Origin of the sequence: Microbulbifer pacificus, from assembly GCF_033723955.1 — a bacterium.
Classification (GTDB): Bacteria; Pseudomonadota; Gammaproteobacteria; order Pseudomonadales; family Cellvibrionaceae; genus Microbulbifer; species Microbulbifer pacificus.
In genome coordinates, this window is sequence record NZ_CP137555.1 from 2,966,881 (window position 1) to 2,983,227 (window position 16,347).

Here is a 16,347-nt window from a genome sequence, read left to right on the forward strand (position 1 = left end):
CGATGTCTTTATCTGCACCGGATTGACCCGACCTCAGCACTTAAAATAAAAAAACGGAGCGACGATGCTTGCTAGAAGCCTCGTTTTCCTGCTGTTCTTTTTACCTCTCGCCTTGTCCGCGCGGCCTCTGGAGTTCGTGCCACTGGGGTTGGCACAGGGGCTCGACGTCAAGGTCGCCACCTCGGTGTTGGTGGACCACAACGGTTTTTTGTGGGTGGCGTCACGTGAGGGGCTGTACCGCTACGACGGCTACGAGGCCACACCGATGCCGACTGGCAGGCAGGGTTTGCCGGATCACGATATCCGCGCCTTGTATGAAGACCGCGCCGGGTTTCTGTGGGTGGCCACCAATACCAGCGGCCTCAGCCGCTACGATCCCCGCACCAATACCTTTTCCCACTACCGCCACCAGTCCGCGGATCTGCACACACTCACCCACGACAGCATCTACGGCATGGCAGAAGATGCGGAGGGCAGGTTGTGGGCGGGCAGCCAGATCGGCCTGAACCGGATCGACCCGGTTTCCGGCCGCGTTACCCGCTTTCGGCACGACCCTGCGCAACCCCGCGCCCTCGCACACGATTATGTGTACGACGTGCTGGCAGAGCCCGGCGGCGACGGGATGTGGGTGGCCACCATCGGTGGGGGCATCAATCGCTGGCAGGCAGACTCCGACGGCTTCGATCACTTTGACCTGGCCCGCCTGTCGGGCATGCCGGAAGAGGCTAACAGTGTGTTCGGGCTGGCGCGGCGCGGCGACACAACGCTGTTTGCCGGCACCCGCGCCGGTCTCATCGAGCTGGATTTCGCGCGCGGCACCGCGCGAGCAGTTGACCTGGGCGGCGATGAACCGCCGGTTATCCCGGCGTTGCAGTGGGGACCGGAAGGGCGGCTGTGGATCGCGACCATGGGGCGCGGTGTACTGAGTTATGACCCGGTTTCGGGAGACGTCGAAAGTGCAAATCCGGATCCCCTGGGCAGCGATGGCCAGCTGCCGGCGCTGCCACAACTGTCGCTGCATTTCAGCGGCGGCAAGTTGCTCGTCGCCACCTGGGGAAATGGCGTTTACATGGCGCGACTGCAGCGCCGCGAATATGGGTGGCTGCGTGCTGGCGAAGAGGCGGGACAACTGCGTCACCACAACGTCACCGCGGTGATGTCATCTTCCGAGCGTCCGCTGTGGGTGGGGTCATTTGGCGGCGGTGTCCAGCGCTTGATGTCCGACGGAACTTTTTCCTCGGAGCCTGCGCAAGCCGACGACGCGCTCTACACCGACGGTGTGATATCGCTGGTCGAGCGCCGCAGCGGCCAGCTGTTGGCGGGAAGTAACCACGGGCTTTGGATACTGGATGCGGACGGCCGCCACCGGCTGATCGGCGGCAATACCGGAGAGGGACTGGGTGAGGGATACGTGACCAGTTTGCTGGAAAGTGATTCCGCTGAACTGTGGGTTGGCGTCGGTGGCAGTGGCCTTTTCCGTTTGCCCGCAGGGCATTCGCAATTCACCGGATTTACACATCACCCGGATCAGGCGGATTCACTGAGTGGCAACTACATTACCGCACTGCTGCAAGCGGGCGAAAACCTTCTGCTGGTGGGGACCCGTTCCAGTGGGCTCAATCTCTGCCGGATGACCCCCTGGCAGTGTCGGCGCTTTGGTGGCGACCAGGGGCTTGCCCACCACAATGTTACCGTGCTCTACCGGGACCGCCGCGGTGCCATCTGGGCCGGAACCGATGGTGGCGGTCTGCATCAGTTCGAACTCGGGCAAGACGGCACATTGCGATTGCTGCGGCGCTGGAGTGAGGTCGACGGCCTGCTGGGCCCGGGGATCATGGGTATTGTCGAGGACGACGATGGCTCCCTGTGGCTGAGTTCTCGCCAGGGCCTGACTCGCCTGCAGCCACGCACCGGTGCGCTCGAGCACCATGTGGCCGAGAGCGGGCTGCCGGTGACCCATTTCAACGCCCGCGCGGCATCGCGAGACCGCCACCATCTCTATTTCGGCGGTATCGGCGGTCTGATCACCATTCCCGCGGGTACAGCGATGACACAGCCGGACGCGAGTCCGGTACGACTGGTGGATATTTCCCGCGCTGCGGAAGGAAATGCGATCCACACCCAACCGGCGATGGCGCTGGACAGCCTGGAACTGGATTGGGGCGAGATGCTCTCGGTTTCTTTTGCCGCACTGGATTTCGCCAAGGCGCCCCACCAATACCAGTATCGCCTGCAGCCGACCGAGGCCTGGCAGTCGTTGGGGCCACGGCGGGAGCTGACACTGCTGGAGCTGTCACCGGGCAGCTACCGGTTGAGCGTGCGGGGGCGGGATGTATTCGGGCGCTGGGGGGAATCTCCGGCGTTGTTCCTGAATGTTGTACCGCCGCTATGGATGACAACCTGGTTCCGCGGGCTGGGGGTGTCCCTGTTGCTGGCAGCGGGCTTTGCACTTCACCACTACCGGATGCGGGGCCTGCAGCGGCGAAACCGGATGCTTGAGCATCTGCGTGCGCAGCGGGAGCGCGCTCTGGAAAAAGCGGAAGTCAGCGGACGCCGGCTGTCACAGGCCCACGCCGGGCTGCGCAACCTCACCGCGCGCCTGCAGTCTGCGAAAGAAGAGCAGCGGCAGCAGATCTCAAGGGAGCTGCACGATGAGCTGGGGCAGAACCTGACTGCCGCCAAGATCAGCCTGCAGCGGGTGGCGCGGGCGACCAGTGCCGAAGACCAGCAGCAGCGGGTCGATGAATCTGTATCCATGCTCGACCACATGATTGCCCAGGTACGCAACATATCTCTGTCACTGCGACCGCCATTGCTGGATGACGTCGGCCTTATTGAGGCGCTGAAGGTGCATCTCGGCTCTGTGCAGGACCGCACCGGGGTGGATATCGGCTTACACGTGGACGGTGGCATCGTCGAAGTATCGCGGGATGTGCGCACCACCATATTCCGGCTGGTACAGGAGGCGGTCAGCAATGCATTGCGACATGCGCGGTGTCGCCGGATTACGGTAGCGCTCGAAGGTCGCTCCACCGGGGTTTGCCTGAGTGTGCAGGACGACGGCTGTGGGTTCGATGTAAACCAGGTATGGGAGCGGGTGTTGCGCGGTGAGCACCTGGGATTATTAGGGTTGCTTGAGCGCGCACGCAGCGCTGGCGGTGAGCTGAAGTTCGATGCGGCACCGGGGCGTGGCTGCCGTATCAGTGCGACGATTCCCCTGTGAGAACAACAATGATAAATCCGATTGAAGCGCAAAATAAAAAACGAATTTTACTGGTGGACGATCACGCCCTGATGCGTGCGGGGATTCGCGCGCTGCTGGATGAGATCGGCGATTTTGACGTGATTGGTGAAAGCGGCAATGGTATCGAGGCACTGGAGCTGGTGCGCAAGTTCGTGCCGGATCTATTGCTACTGGATATTTCCCTGCCAGGGTTGAATGGGCTGGAAGTTCTCAGGCAGATCGGCCAGCAGTACCCGGATGTCCGCGTATTGATGTTGTCGATGCACGCCGGCTCCGAATATGTCGCCCGTGCGCTGAGTTTCGGTGCGTCCGGATATCTACTCAAGGACTCGGCGTTTGATGAACTTGCCGCGGCACTTCACGCCATTGCCTGCGGCCGTGATTACCTGTGTGCGGCAATCGATACGGAAACCGTGCAGCGTTTTATCCACAGCGCGCAGCAGGGCCAGTCAGAGCAGGAAATACTGACACCCAGGCAGCGACAGATTCTGCAACAGATCGCGGAAGGGTTCGGTCCGCGAGACATTGCGGAAAGTCTCAATGTGAGTGTGAAAACCGTCGAAGCGCATCGCGCGCAATTGATGGAGCGGCTGGGTATCCATCACGTGCCGGGGCTTGTGCGTTTTGCCATCCGGATCGGACTCGTTTCACCTGACCTCTGAACCATTTTGGTGCCGGAAAAATTACCGCGCCAACTTCCGCACCAGTTTTTTACGTTGCATTTTTTTGTGGATCGACTGGTTCACGCAATTTTCAATATCGGGGTTTCCCCTATATCTCAGGCTTGTCTCCTCTTTTTAAGGTTGAACGGTCAACGCAGAAGAACGCTAGCACCTGATTTTCCGGGGGCTTGCCAATCCAGTTGCTCAACGATGCCGATAAACATTGAGAGAGGAATGCAACGTGTTTAGAAAAATCATGCAGTGTCGCAAGACCGCTGCCACGCTGGCGGCGGCGCTACTGGTCATGCTTTCCGTACCCATGGCCAACGCAACCAAGCTGAAATCACAGAACCTTACCCAGCTGATTCAGGAGGCTGAATCCATCGTGGCCGGAACGGTCACGAAGGTGAGCGACGGTATCGACGCTGCGGGCGTTCCCTTTACCGAGGTCACCATCGCAATCGGCTCTGTGGCCAAAGGCAAGGTCAAGCAGGGTGAAGATTACACCTTTCGCCAGTTCGGCCTGCTGAGCCCACGTAAATCCGCCAACGGACACCAGATGCTCGCCATCGCTCCGGATGGCTTCCCGCGCTGGAATCAGGATGAGTACGTGGTGGCGTTTATGTACAAAAAAGCCAGTCGCACCGGTCTGCAAACCACCGCCGGCATGGCGCAGGGCAAGCTGAATATGATCAATGGCATGCTGGTCAATCAGTTCAATAACGCCGGTCTTTTCGATGGTGTGGAAATCAATCAGCAACTACTGAGCACCGAACAACAAAACATGATCACTTCCCCCGGTGCCGTTGATGCAACGGCATTTATGGAGCTTGTTGGCCGCGCGGTTGCGGAAGACTGGATCGGAAAAGGGGAGATGAAATAATGAAAATATCCAAGTTAACCGTGGCCATTGGTTTGGCCGTTACCGCTGGTACCGCGAATGCCGCCGGTCCTCTCTACACCACCTATACCGACAATCCACAACCCCTGAAGTGGGATACCAGCAAGGGTCCCATTCCGGTTTATACCGATGGCGGTGCGGCGTTTACACTGGGCTATGACGGTGAAACTCCGTTTATCACCATCGACCGTGCCAATGAAATCACCGCGCACGCCTTCAAAAACTGGAGCGATGTCCCCACGTCTACCTTCGCGGCCACCATCGAGGGCACCATCGAAGAAATGACCGGCATCGCCGACGTCACCGGTGAAAATGCCACCGAGTTTTACGACAAGGAAAATGGCTACGGCTTCTGGGTACTGTACGACACCGACGGTTCCATTCTGGAAGAGTATTTCGGCGTGCCGAAGTCGTCTGTTCTCGGTATCGCGTTCCCGGAATGGGCTGATGAAAACAACAACATCATTGAAGCCACTGCGGTAATGAATGGCTGGAATGTCTGGGATCACGACACCGAGGGCAACCAGGTCGCCGGTGTGTTTACCCATGAATTCGGCCACGCGATCAACCTTTCCCACAGTCAGGTGAATGGCTCCATGGCCTACATGAGCTACACCTATTCGCCCAACTATCCGGGGATTGAAGGCTGTGGCGTCGAGGCAGTACACCGTTACGACTACCCGGCTGCGTACGGGGCCAACAATGCCGACCCGGCGATCATCGAAACCATGTTCCCGTTTATCGATCACAGCGGCCAGGCTGGTATCGAGCAGAGCACGGTGGACCACCCGGATGATATGGCGGCGATCTCCAATATCTATCCGACGGAAGACTACGCTTCGACCACCGGTACTATCACCGGCGTGCTGCGCCTGAAAGATGGCGTGACCGAATACAGCGGCATCAATGTGATCGCGCGCAACGTGAATAACCCCATGTTCGATGCGATCTCGGATATGACCGGCTCCGCCACCCAGGGCAAAATCGGCCCCGACGGCCGTTTCACCATCCGCAACCTCACTCCGGGCGAGTCCTATGTGCTTTACCTGGAAGAGATCACCGCTGGTGGCTATCCCACCACGCCGCAGCGCCTGGCTTCCGTGGGTGAATACTGGAACCTGGCCGAGAGTAGCGACCCGCTGACGGACAATGCCTGTGACGCGACCCCGATTGTTGCGGAAGCCGGTGTCACCAAACAAGCGGATTTCTATTTCAACGGCTTTGAAAAAGGCGTGCAGGTGACCCCGGTGGTGGCCGCGTTTATCCGCGACCTCTCCAAAAGTGGCAATGTGGCGGCCGGTGAAGTCGGCAGTACCGCATTTCTGTGGTATCCCGACCTTGGCTTCAGGGTGTTGCCGCCGGAATACGCCCCGGCAAATGGCGCCCTGAGCCGCAACGGCCAGAAAATGCTGGTGCAGAAAGACATGAACGGCAATGGCATCCAGGAGCCGGTGATCTGGAGCGCGAAGGGCGATATTGCCCTCGGTGACCTGAATGGCAATTCCTGTGGCGGTAGCAGCGATACCGGTAAAGCGGCCGCGAGCGGCTGGGCGATGGACGATGCGGGCAAAACCGCCGTTGGCCTCGCGTACAAGGACACCGACGGGGATGGCAATTGCCAGCGTTCTTACAGAGGTGAAATCGTCCCCTGGATCTGGACGGCGAAGGACGGTATGCAGGAGCTGGATACTTCTGCGCTGGATCAGAGCCGCACCCAGTTCGTACGCGCACATGGTATCTCCGGTAATGGCAAAGTCGTTCTGGGCAGTAACTCGCACTCCAAGGCCGTTGCCTGGGTGGACGGTGGCTCCCTGCTCGACCTGTCAGAAGCCTACGGTGCCTACGAAACCTACACCTCCAGCTACGACGGGAAAAAGGTTGCCCTATCGACCCGTGACGGTGTTCAGTTGTGGAACCCCTACATGGGCCTGGGTGAGGATGCCGTGACCAATGTGGGATCCCTGCGCTGGTGTCAGGATATGCCTTACTACTTCTTTGGCCGCGACTACTGCGCGATCCTCGGCGAAGAAGCCATTAATCAGGCGGTGGGTCCGGTACCCCTGACCGTGTTTGACATGAGTGACGACGGCCGTGTCATGGTTGGTCGTGCCGGCAGCTTCCGCATTGGCCTGGCTGGTGGTATCTGGATTGAAGGCGTGGGCTGGATGCAGTTCGCCGACTTCCTGAAGAAGCAGGGCGTGGTGGAAATGGACAAGCTGCCGCTGGACAACCCGATCTCCATCAGCGCCTCCGGTAAGGAGATCGTCGGTGGCCTCGCGGGCGCCTCCTTCTCCTGGCATATCGACCTCAGTCAGGTGCATGTGTGTAACGGCGGCGTGACGCAGCTGACCGGATTCCCTGGTGGCCTGCAGGAAGCCGTTGCCGCAGGGGCCGAAGTTGGGCGCTGCGAATTCCTGGACTGACCGTTTTGGATCAATAAGTAGTGTCCCTTGATCGTTGTTTTCCCCGGCCTTGCGCCGGGGTTTTTTGTTTTGGGAGACATGAAATCTTTACCGGCAGATATCCCGGGGGTATCCCGCTCGATGGGTTTTACCGATGGCGCGACTCTGTTAGCATCGCTTTTGGTATGACCAAATAATAAATTTCTGCCTGACAGAATCCATAGCGAGCCCTTTTATGACATTCCCCCGCGTGAACGCCGCCCGCTGTCTTGCGCTCGGCGTTATGCTGCTGGCCACCGCCGGTTGCGGAGCTAAAAACGCCCCGGCTGAATCTTCCAGCACCCAGCCCGACCCGCTGGCCAGCCTGCAGCCTGCCCGCGATATGGCGGCATACCGGGCCATCTCGGATAAGCTCTACCGTTTGGATCAGGACGCGATCAAGCGTGAACTGGCCAGTGCCGGGCTGGCGAAAAGCACCAAGCCCGCCAAGGACAAGCTGTTCGGTTTTGATATCAAAAAGGCGGTAAGCGACCGCGGCTTTATTGCAAGCAGCGAAGGGCGGGCGCTGGCGGATAGTCTGCTCACCTTCCAGACCCCCTCTGGCGGCTGGTCCAAGCGCACCGATATGAGCATGCCGCGGCAACCGGGCCAGCAGTTTGGCACCGAAAAGGATTACGTTCCCACCTTTGACAACTATGCAACCAGTACCCAGTTCTGGGTCATGGTGAATGCCTGTAACGCGCTCGACGACCGCCGCTACTGCGACTCCGCCAGCCGTGCGCTCAACTACATCCTGCTGGCACAGTATCCCAACGGTGGCTGGCCGCAGAACTTCCCGTTGCGCGGCAAGTATCACGACGACATCACCTTCAACGACGACGCCATCGCCAATTTGCTGCGAGTGGTGGGGGCGGCGGCTGAGGGTGACGAGCGCCTGGCATTTATCAGCGACGAACTGAAGGCGCACGCTAGCGACAGCCTGCAGCGCGCACTGGATATGCTGGTCGCGACCCAGGTCAAGGTAGATGGCGAGCCCACCATCTGGGGCGCGCAACACGATCCGAAAACCCTGGAGCCCACCGCCGCGCGCGCGTTTGAGCCGGTGGCGCTGGCCACCAGCGAAAGTGCAGACCTGGTGCTGTTCCTGATGAGCCTGCAGAACCCGCCGGAAAATATCCGCAGTGCCATCGACAGCGCGCACCGCTGGTTTGAGCAACACCAGATTACCGGCCTGCGCTACCGCCGCGGTGACGAATTGCCGGCACTGGTACCCGAGCAAGACGCGGACCCGCTGTGGGCACGTTTTTACGATATCGACAGCGACCGCCCGGTATTCGGTGACCGCGACGGCGAAGTGTATTTCGAGCTTGAGAAGGTGTCCGCCGAGCGCCGCGCCGGATACGGCTGGTATTCCGAGCAGCCGTATAAAGTGCTGAAGGAATACCGCAAGTGGAAGCAGTGATTCGCCTGCGTTAGCAGTGAACGGATCGCCAAAATGAAAACGGCCCGCACAATTGCTGTGCGGGCCGTTTTCATTTTCGGGATTGGCAATTTATTTTGCGTGCGTCAGTGGTAGTGCAGCTCCGTGGCCTTGCCGCGAAACACCCGGTAGGAAAAGGCGGTGTACATCAGGATTACGGGAATTACGATCACCGCGCCTACCAGGATAAATTGCAGTGATTCCCGCGCGCTGGCGGCCTCCCAGATGTCGAGCTTGCCCGGCACGATTTCCGGAAAGAAGCTGAACCCCAGGCCGCTGAAACACAGTACGAAAATCGCCACAACGATGGCGAAGGGAATGGCGCTGTGGCGGTCACCGGCTTTTGGCAGCCTGCGCAACAGGATGTCATTGCCAATAAAACCGAGAAAGCAGAGTACCGGTATCAGCAGCACGAACATCACCAGCGGAAAGGTAAACCAGCGGTCGAACACCCCGGGGTTTACCAGCGGGTTGATCGCGCACACCGCGATGACACCCACCAGCGTTGCGCGGCCGGCGACAAGGGTCCAGCGCACCGCGCGACTTTGTAGCTGGTGCTCGGTTTTCAACACCAGCCAGGCGGCGCCGATATAACTGTAAGCGGCAGTGACTCCCAGTGCGGACACCGTGCAAAACAGCTGCGACGGCAGGCTCTGGTCAAAGCCCATCACATACTGCCCGAGCATATAACCCTGGGTGAGGGTGGTCAGCAGCGAGCCGATCTTGAAGGTGCGATCCCAGGCGAGCTTGTGGTCCACCGCCGCCTTGGCGCGGAAGTCGAACGCCACCCCGCGCATGATCAGGCCGATCAGCATGATGGCCACCGGAAGATACAGGTGCATCAGAATCAGGCTGTGGGCGGTGGGAAAGGCGATCAGCAGCAGGCCGATCGCCAGTACCAGCCAGGTCTCATTCGCGTCCCAGAAGGGGCCGATGGAGGCAATCATGGTATCCCGCTGCAACTCGTCGTCTGCGCCCATCGGCAGCAGGATACCCACACCCAGGTCGTAGCCATCGAGAATCGCATAGGCCAGCACCGCGATGCCCATCAGGGCAATGAAAATCACCGGCAGCCAGTCGCCGCTATGGCTGATTACTTCGTTCATGCTTTTTCTCCCACGGTGTGCGGCTCGATATGGGATTGCGGCAGATTGGTGAGGCTGCCGTCCGCAGCGGGTTCTGCGGTTTCAAATTCTTCGACGTAGACGGACTTGATCGCCATGCGTTTCAGGGTGTGGATATAGGCCCACATCAGCACCACGTAGACAATCAGGTAGAGCGTGAGCGACAGGCCCACATTGGCCGGCGCCACCGGGGTGACGGCTTCCGCCGTGGTCAGGATGCCGGTGACCAGCCACGGCTGTCTTCCCACCTCGGTGACGTACCAGCCCGCCAGTGTTGCCACCCACCCGGAGAAGGTCATGGCAACCAGAATTTTCAGGAAAATTCCCGGCAGGGATTTGCGGCGGCGCAGCAGGTAGCAACCCACCCAGGCGGTAGCGAGCATCAGAACGCCCACACCCACCATGATGCGGAAGCCGAAGAACATCGGCTTGACCGGAGGATGGTTGTCCTTGAAGTCATTGAGTCCGCGGATCTCCCCATCTGCCTTGTGAGTGAGAATCAGGCTCGCCATATTCGGAATGGCAATCGGGAAGTGGTTGCTGCGGGTCTCCTCATCGGGGATGGCAAACAGCAGCAGCGGCGCACCCTGTTCGGTTTCCCAGACGCCTTCCATCGCGGCGATTTTCTGCGGCTGGTGCTCGAAGGTGTTGAGTCCGTGCAGGTCACCGACAAATACCTGCAGTGGTGCCAGTATCGCCGCCAGTATCAGTCCGGTTTTCAATGCCAGTCGCGGTGCCTGCTTTTCATCGCCCTTGAGAATGCGATACGCGGAAAGGCCGGCGACAAAAAAGGCTGCGGTCAGGCCCGAAGCCAGCAGCATATGTATCAGGCGGTAGGGGAAGGAGGGATTGAAGATGACTTCCATCCAGCTGGTGGCGTGCACCACACCATCGCGGATTTCATAACCCGCGGGTGTCTGCATCCACGAATTGAGGGCCAGGATCCAGAAGGCGGAGAGCGTGGTACCCACCGCGACCATCAGCGCGGAAAAGGTGTGGACCTTGCTCGGTACCCGCTTGATGCCAAACAGCATGATGCCGAGAAACGTCGCTTCGAGAAAAAATGCGGTGAGCACCTCATAGCCGAGCAGCGGCCCGGCGATATTGCCCACTTTTTCCATATAGCCCGGCCAGTTAGTACCGAACTGGAACGACATGGTAATACCGCTCACCACGCCCAGTGCAAACGTCAGGGCGAAAACTTTCACCCAGAACCGGTAAGCGCGCATCCACACCGGGTTGCCGGTGAAATCAAAGCGCAGTTTGAAGAAGAACAGGATCCAGCAGAGGGCAATGGTGATGGAGGGGAACAGGATATGAAAACTGATATTGGTGGCGAACTGGATTCGCGACAGCATCAGGGTGTCCAGCGCAATGTCCACAAAGGGTACCTCGTTTCAGGGCTGCGGCCCGACACGGCCGCAGGGGTTACGGCAGTTACTTCGTTTTGTTTTTGGTCGGCTTTTTGGCAGTGGGGGTGGTGGCGGATTTACCGGTTGTTTTGGCTTTCACGCTGGCTTTCATATCCAGCAGTTTGTTGAGCCCGGAACCCAGCTTCATCAGCTTGTGCAGGTCCCTGTGGTCCAGCTTGCTCAGGGTATTGGCGAATTGGTCGAGCATTTCCAGCAGGCTGTACACCTCCTGGATTTTTTCCTGTGCCTGGGCTTCCTGTTCATCGCGGGGATCACTCAGCAGCAACTGGCGCAACAGGGTAAGGGTCGGGTCGAGCTCGCGCTTGCGGCGCTCCTCGAACACGGTGCGCGCCAGATCCCAGATGGAGCCGGCGGCAGTGAAGTAGTCCTTGCGGTCGCCGGGCTGGTGGTGCAGCTCGATCAGCCGCCAGGCCTGCAGCTCCTTCAACCCCATGCTCACATTGCCGCGGCTGATCTTCAGCGCCTCCGCCAGTTGGTCCGCATTCAGTGGCTCGGAATGAATGGTGAGCAGGGCAAACATCTGCCCCACGGTGCGGTTGAACCCCCAGCGGCTGCCCATCTCGCCGAAGTGCAGTACAAAGGCCTGGGCCTGGTTGGATAGTTTCATGTTTTTAGAGATTTCTTAACTTTCAGAAATTTCTGAAAATTGTAAATGCAACTTGAGACAAGTCAAGGCCGCAAATGCACTTTGATGGCGGGGACTAGCCGAGGAGGATGTGTTGGCGGGCCTGTGCAAGCCAGTCGATGGGAACCATAAAGCCGCGGCTCACCTCGGTGGCGCCCTGCAAGCCGGCTACGCAACGTGGGTAGTATGCAGTGGCCTGGGTGAGGTGTTCCTCTGGCTGTGGTGCTAGCGGGTTGGTTCCAGAGCAGGGGGCCAGCCAGGTCTGTTTGGGCAGTTGCAGCCACTGCCACTGCCGATCCGCAAATTGCCGTTGAAAGCTGCGGGCGGTCGTCCACCAGTACCGGGGGGAGGGGTTGGTTTCATCCAGCGACGCAAACAGCCGCCCCGGCATCACCGCCCACTGCCGTTCGGGTATCAGTCCTGCCCGGTGCAGCTGCGATCTGGACTCCGGCTGCTGAATCATGGGCAACTGGTGGTCTTGCATATGCGCGAGCTTGATATCCAGCCGGTCCCGCAAGCCGGGGCCCACCCAGTAGTCTGCCACCTGCAGGTAAAACTTTACCGCCACTTCCCAGTGCTCGACCGTATCGTCGGGCAAATGTCGCACCACAAAATCCAGTTCCCCCAGGGTTTTTTCCCCGCGGCGGATCGGCAGGTTGCGTGCGAGCAGTGTGTAATCCGGGTGATGGGAAAAGGCGAACGCCCACAACTGTTCAAAGTAGATACCCAGTCGCCGGCTTTTAAGGTTCTGCAGTTCGAGTTCCAGTTCCGGCCGCAGGCGGGAGCATATGTCGGGTGCGGAAAAGAACTGATGCAGCCGCTCACGCCGCTGCGGCGGCAGCCAAGGCAGCGGGAATTCCGGTGCGATATCCGGGGCGGAAAGTGCCCACAACAGGTTGCTCCAGTGATCGGGTGTCGCGAATGGAATTGAGGGTGTCATGGGGCGAGTATAGGGAATCCCCGCGATCACCGGCTACCATTTGTAGCGAAAGCCGATGGTGAGGCTCGCCTCATAACTGTCTGCGAAATTATCCAGGCTGGTGGCGTAGTCCACTTCGCCATACACCGAACAGCGGTCGCCGCACTGGTCGTAGGTAAAGCCGAGGCCAAGTTGCCCCCACCATTCGTCCCGGGACTGGTAGAGGGAGGTACCGGATACCTGGACTTCGGTTTTGTCTTCGAAATAGTAATAGGCATTGGCGATGGCGTAGAGGCCGATACGCTCCTGCAACAGGCTGTCGTCCCTGTTGCGGTTTGCGCGCTGGCTGACCCGCTGCTCGAAGGCGAGCCCGAAACGCGCAGAGCCCCCGTCATTGTCTGTGTCTTTCAGCAGCACATTGTAGGGATCGCGGTTATCGTCGATCTCCTCGGCGTTAAAGATCAGCTGCACCTGCGGGGTGAGGGAATAGAAGTCGCACAGTTTGAAACTGTGGCCGGTCTCGACGGAAAAATTGAAGCCGACCGCATCATTGCCTTTGCCGAGATACCAGAGTTCATGGCTGTACAGATCCGAGTCAAACCAGTTGAACTGCATCTGCAGGTCGGCGTAGGTACCCTGTCTGCCATACCAGGTGAGGGATGAACCGACCCCGTAGCTGTCCGTGGTAATTTCCCCGTGGCCGAAAAAACTGTCGAGATCCATGTTGCCGTAACCATACTGCGCAAACAGCCCGAGCATCAGTCGCCCGTCATACACCGAGGGATCAAAGGAAATATCCGTGCCGACCTGAACCTGGCTATAGTCCTGCTGCCACTCGGCGCGACTCGTGGACTGATCGGGGGTGTTCTCGTAATAGCTGGATGCTACCCGCAGCCACGGGCCGCCACCGTCGATGGTTTTTTCCACCGCGTCGCGATAACAGCAGAGTCCGCGATCACGATAACTGGTGCCCGCCCAAAAGCGGTTGCCCACCCGCTGGCGCAGCGAGCCGGGCTGATTCATCCGGCGGATGACCTGGGCGTAGGTTTCATACAGCACCGCACCCGGTTGCCAGCGCGGGATCAGTTGCCCGCTACCGTCGAAGGGGTCCAGCAGCGTCGAGCGCAAATACCAGTCGCCATCATCGGGGCTCTGCAGTCCGCCCTGATACAGGGCGTAGCCGTAAGCACCACCGACGGTGGCGATTTCGCCATCGAGTCCCAGGTAGTCACCGTCGAGCACGAAGGCATCGCTGGCAGAATTTCCGGCAACGTCGATGATCTTGATACCGTTGCCGGTGGTGGCAGCGCCGGTACCGTTCTGATTGAAAATACGCACCAGGGTGCGACCACTGGCACCCCCGGCAATATTGAACAAGTCCGTGGGTGAATTGTCTGCGCCCAACTGAGTGTCTATCCACAGACGACCGTCGCGGCCATGGTAATTGCCGAAGCGCCCATCGCCGTGGCTGGCAAGGTTCAAATTATTAAAGCGCTCGTCCCACAGCCACAGGGTGCCGGCATTAATGATATCGCCGGAAATAGTGTAATTCCGCGGTGCGAATTCAACGATCCCGCCGTAGCGAATATCCAGCCCCAGTGGCGTGTCGCCATCGCTACCGCCACCGACAGCTAATGTGCCACTGAAACGTATCTTGGAGCTGCCATTGATAATGATCCGCTCCCAGTTCTGCAGCAGGTTGCCGTCGAGTTGGTGATCCAGTTTGAAGCGCAGGGTATCCACAAAACCGTCGTCGGCGGTGAGGTCGTCGCCGCCATCGAGTGTGGCGTCGCCCTCGTAAGCAAAGGCATCTATGGTGAGTTCATCGGAACCATTGCCGCCGCGCACCAGCGACACCAGGCCTTCGTCCCAATAAATGATGTCGTCGCCGTCGCCGGTATCGAGATGCCGGTAAATAAAACCGCCGTCGAGAATGACCTCGTCATTTCCGCTGCCGGTATTCAGCTCAAACACCAGGCCGTCAAATATCTCCACATGATCGTTGCCGGCGCCGGTATCGAGGCCGCCATCAAAAAAATTGCCGACCTCGGAATCCCGGTTATCCATGATGACTGTGTCATCGCCGTCGCCGGTGAACAGGTTGTTCTCCACTGTCGCGCCGTTCAGGTTTATGCGGTCGTTGCCGCTTCCCGTATCGACGCTGCCCATGGTGCCGCCGTTCAGATACAGGATGTCGTCGCCACCGAGGCTGCTCACATCGGCGCCGCCGGCATCGTTCTCCTCATCGCAGAGAATCTCGTCCGACCCTTCGGTGCCGGTATTACCGGGTGTGCATTCCGCCAGCGCACCAAACGGCAGAAGTAACAAGCCGCATGCCAGCCAGATCCGCATGGGCATCAAATCCGCGGCGTCAGAATTCATAGGTAATGCCCAGGTTCAGAGTCCAGGGATTGGTGTCCAGATCCGAATAGAGCCGCTCGTAGCCGGGACTGACAGGATACGTGACAACGGCATCGGTACTGGTGTCGGTATAGATCACCGCCGCATTGATCAGCCAGGAACTGGCAAAGCCGCGTCCCAGGCGCCAATCGATACCGAGCTGTGCGCTGGCACCCCAGGAGTGTCCCATGCCCAGTTTGCCGAGCCCTGCGGCCATGCCGCTGTCCATCAGGTAGCGCTGAAATTCCGGGTTCAGTTCATCGTCGTAAAAGTCGGAATAGTTGAGCCCTATTCCCAGGTAGGGCTGCCCGAGGCAGTCGAGGTCCGTCATGTACCAGTTGACGAACAGATTGGCGGATGAAGTGGAAAAGCGGCCGAAATAGATATTGTCGCGCCCGGGATAGGCGCGGAAATTTTCCAGGTGTAGAGAGTGGTCGGCATCTCCGACGTACAGCAGTTCCAGGCCCAGATAAGGCAGAGGGCGCCACACGCCGGAGACATTCCAGGTCGTGTCTTCCTCTATATCCCAATTGGTGCGGTACAGCTGCCAGTCCTGCAGTTCGTAATATTTGAGCGGCGTGCCGTCGTCATCGGGATAAACGAAGCTGCCTCCCATGCGCAGATAAAAGCGGGTCAGGTCCAAATCTGAAACAGGGATCTGCGCAGAGGCCAGAAGGGGGGGAATAAATATCAGTGAAGCGGCCAGTCTGAGTATTTTCATTATTGACTCCGTTGTGCACCGGTTGACCCCAGTGACCGTGCTTATGGTTTTTCGGTCATCGTCTGGATCAAGCGATTGGTCTTGGCGCGGCAATTATTGAATTGGACACCGCTGGGGAAACCCTGAATGCCACAGTAAAAGTAGCACGTGGCGGAGACTTTGCCGGGCGGATTAAATCTGCGTTGACCATTCGTTCACGCAGCTTGCGGGCCTCCATAGTCGCAACGACATTGCTTGGCTAGACGTGTAAAATATCGTCACCCGACACCCGGAAATGTGCAGAAGCCGCCGCTTGTTGCCCTCCCTTACTTATCCGGTTTTTACGTTTCTTCACCCCGGTTTCCATCCCCAGATCTGTCACAACGCCATGCAGCACCGCTCGCAATTTTCGTCTCTCACAGATGCCCTGCGATCTCTGGCAACCTGCTGGCGGGAC

General features: G+C 59.1%; 11 protein-coding genes. 5 read left to right on the plus strand and 6 right to left on the minus strand.

Annotation, left to right across the window (positions count from 1 at the left end; translation table 11 throughout):
- Positions 1-64: 64 nt before the first annotated feature.
- The 5 genes from R5R33_RS12730 (at position 65) to pelA (ending at position 8,671) form a co-directional block, all read left to right on the plus strand.
- A complete protein-coding gene (locus R5R33_RS12730) occupies positions 65-3,223 on the plus strand; it encodes a two-component regulator propeller domain-containing protein (protein ID WP_318953079.1) in 3,159 nt (1,052 codons plus the stop codon).
- Between the two features lie 8 nt (positions 3,224-3,231).
- Positions 3,232-3,906, plus strand: coding sequence for a response regulator transcription factor (locus tag R5R33_RS12735; protein ID WP_318953080.1), 675 nt, complete (start codon positions 3,232-3,234; stop codon positions 3,904-3,906).
- Positions 3,907-4,147: 241 nt separating this feature from the next.
- Positions 4,148-4,789 (plus strand): hypothetical protein, encoded by a 642-nt coding sequence (locus tag R5R33_RS12740; RefSeq protein WP_318953081.1) that lies wholly within the window; start codon positions 4,148-4,150, stop codon positions 4,787-4,789.
- Positions 4,789-7,230, plus strand: a complete 2,442-nt coding sequence (locus tag R5R33_RS12745; protein ID WP_318953082.1) for a matrixin family metalloprotease — start codon at positions 4,789-4,791, stop codon at positions 7,228-7,230. Before R5R33_RS12740 ends, R5R33_RS12745 begins: the two co-directional genes overlap by 1 nt.
- Before the next feature lie 214 nt (positions 7,231-7,444).
- Complete coding sequence (gene pelA / locus R5R33_RS12750; protein WP_318953083.1) at positions 7,445-8,671, plus strand: pectate lyase; 1,227 nt, start codon at positions 7,445-7,447, stop codon at positions 8,669-8,671.
- A gap of 104 nt (positions 8,672-8,775) precedes the next feature.
- Here pelA and R5R33_RS12755 read toward each other — a convergent pair whose 3' ends face one another.
- From R5R33_RS12755 to R5R33_RS12780, 6 genes are all read right to left on the minus strand, one after another.
- On the minus strand, positions 8,776-9,795 hold the full coding sequence (locus R5R33_RS12755) for a cytochrome d ubiquinol oxidase subunit II (RefSeq protein ID WP_318953084.1): 1,020 nt from the start codon (positions 9,793-9,795) through the stop codon (positions 8,776-8,778).
- Positions 9,792-11,171 carry a cytochrome ubiquinol oxidase subunit I gene (locus R5R33_RS12760; protein ID WP_318955735.1) on the minus strand — a complete coding sequence of 460 codons (1,380 nt, stop codon included), beginning with the start codon at positions 11,169-11,171 and terminating at the stop codon, positions 9,792-9,794. The genes R5R33_RS12755 and R5R33_RS12760 overlap by 4 nt, the downstream gene beginning before the upstream one ends.
- A 79-nt stretch (positions 11,172-11,250) precedes the next feature.
- Entirely contained in the window at positions 11,251-11,853 is a 603-nt protein-coding gene (locus tag R5R33_RS12765; RefSeq protein WP_318953085.1) for a GbsR/MarR family transcriptional regulator, read from the minus strand.
- Positions 11,854-11,947: 94 nt separating this feature from the next.
- On the minus strand, positions 11,948-12,811 hold the full coding sequence (locus tag R5R33_RS12770) for a DUF1853 family protein (RefSeq protein WP_318953086.1): 864 nt from the start codon (positions 12,809-12,811) through the stop codon (positions 11,948-11,950).
- Positions 12,812-12,844: 33 nt separating this feature from the next.
- Entirely contained in the window at positions 12,845-15,172 is a 2,328-nt protein-coding gene (locus R5R33_RS12775) for an autotransporter family protein (RefSeq protein ID WP_318953087.1), read from the minus strand.
- Entirely contained in the window at positions 15,162-15,911 is a 750-nt protein-coding gene (locus R5R33_RS12780) for an OmpW/AlkL family protein (protein ID WP_318953088.1), read from the minus strand. The genes R5R33_RS12775 and R5R33_RS12780 overlap by 11 nt, the downstream gene beginning before the upstream one ends.
- Positions 15,912-16,347 lie beyond the last annotated feature (436 nt).